The sequence below is a fragment of the Aquabacterium soli genome (assembly GCF_003933735.1).
GTDB lineage: Bacteria > Pseudomonadota > Gammaproteobacteria > Burkholderiales > Burkholderiaceae_C > Aquabacterium > Aquabacterium soli.
Genome location: NZ_RSED01000051.1, coordinates 1 through 1609, shown reverse-complemented (window position 1 = coordinate 1609; position 1609 = coordinate 1). Strand labels below are relative to the sequence as shown.

Annotated in this window: 1 protein-coding gene; it reads right to left on the bottom strand. The window is 57.1% G+C overall.

The annotated features are described in order from the left end of the window. Positions 1 to 116 precede the first annotated feature (116 nt). Positions 117 to 1529, bottom strand: a complete 1413-nt coding sequence (locus tag EIP75_RS23720) for an IS1182 family transposase (protein WP_125245660.1) — start codon at positions 1527 to 1529, stop codon at positions 117 to 119. Between the last annotated feature and the right edge of the window lie 80 nt (positions 1530 to 1609).

Sequence of the window (1609 nt, the reverse complement as noted above, 5' to 3'; positions counted from 1 at the left end):
AATTCTGTTGAAAAACTCGGTTCGACGCACGCTGCACGCTAGGTTCTTTGACCGGGTGAGCGATCTTGGGCCTTTGTAAGTAGCCTCAGCGAGGCACGGCGCCCTGGCGAGCCCCTTCACTGCGCCATCGCCACTTCTTGTTTTCCACTTGGGGTCAACCGCTTGGCCATGCGCCGCAGGTTTTGCGCCGTTGCAGCCAATAGGAACTCGTCTTGCGCGCCGGTAAGACCACGCAACCTCAATCGGTCGAGCTTCAAGATCCGCTTGAGGTGCGCGAACAGCATCTCGACCTTCTTTCGATCACTCCTTGATTGCACATACGCCGGCGTCGCTGATATGGCACGAGCAACGTCCCGTGCCGCCTCATGTACGCTTCGTGCAATCTTGCGCACGGGCGTGTTCGGACAGCATCTGTCTTTCGATGGGCACTGCTTGCAGTCGTGTTGACTCGCCCGATAGATCACGGTGTCGGCCTTGGTGATGCGTGAACGTGGGTTCGTGAACTGGCGCCACTCGCTGCGTAGCGCATGGCCTTGTGGGCAGCGGTATTCGTTGGCCTGTTCGTTCCAGTCAAAGTCACTGCTGGACAAGGTGTCGTCCTTACGTTCGGTCTTGTCCCAGACCGGCACATGCGGCTCTATCCCTTTCTGCTGGACCATCCATCCAAGCATGGGTGCTGTACCGTAAGCCGTATCGCCAACCAGGCGTTGGGGCTTGATGCAGAACCTGGCTTCTACCCGATTCACCATGGTCTTGGTGGCATCGACCTCTTGCGATCGGTGTGCGGGCGTGGCCTCTACATCCATGATCACACCTGCATGCAGGTCAATCAGGTAGTTGGTGGAGTACGCATAGAACGCGGGCCCGCCAGATGCTGCGGTCCAGCGTGACGCAGGATCTGTCAGAGAGACATTCTTGGGTGGTGTTGATGGCGGCTGCTCTTCGCCAGCGTGGTCATGACCTGGGTTCTGCGCGTCAAGGGCATCAAGGTATTCACGGACCGCTCGACTTGACGCCTCTTCCTTGCGCCAGTCAACGACCTCTGCACCGGGCACACCGCGAGCTCGATTGGCATCGGCTTTGATCACGCTGGCATCGATGGCGAAGCCTTCGCCTCGAACCAAGCCTTCACTCATGCAGCGGCGCAAGACAGTTTCAAAGACATATCGAAATGCTTCACTTTGACGAAAGCGACCATGGCGGTTCTTCGAGAAGGTGGAGTGGTCCGGCACCTTGTCTTCGAGGCCCAGGCGACAGAACCAACGGTACGCCAAGTTCAAGTGAACCTCATCGCATAGCCGGCGTTCAGACCGGATGCCAAAGCAATACCCGACAACAAGCATGCGAACCATCAAGACAGGATCAATCGATGGACGCCCTGTGTGACTGTAAAAGGGTGCGAGGTGCTGCCGCAAATCGCCAAGGTCCAGGAACCGATCAATGCCGCGCAACAGATGGTCGCGAGGAACGTGTTCATCGAGGTTGAAAGAATAGAACAGCTGGTCCTGATTGCCTGCTTGACCCATCATGATGCGCACCTCCGTCAATGACTGAGGGCGTGCAAGTGATAGGCCAACTCCAAGGATCGACCGAGTTTTTCAACAGAATT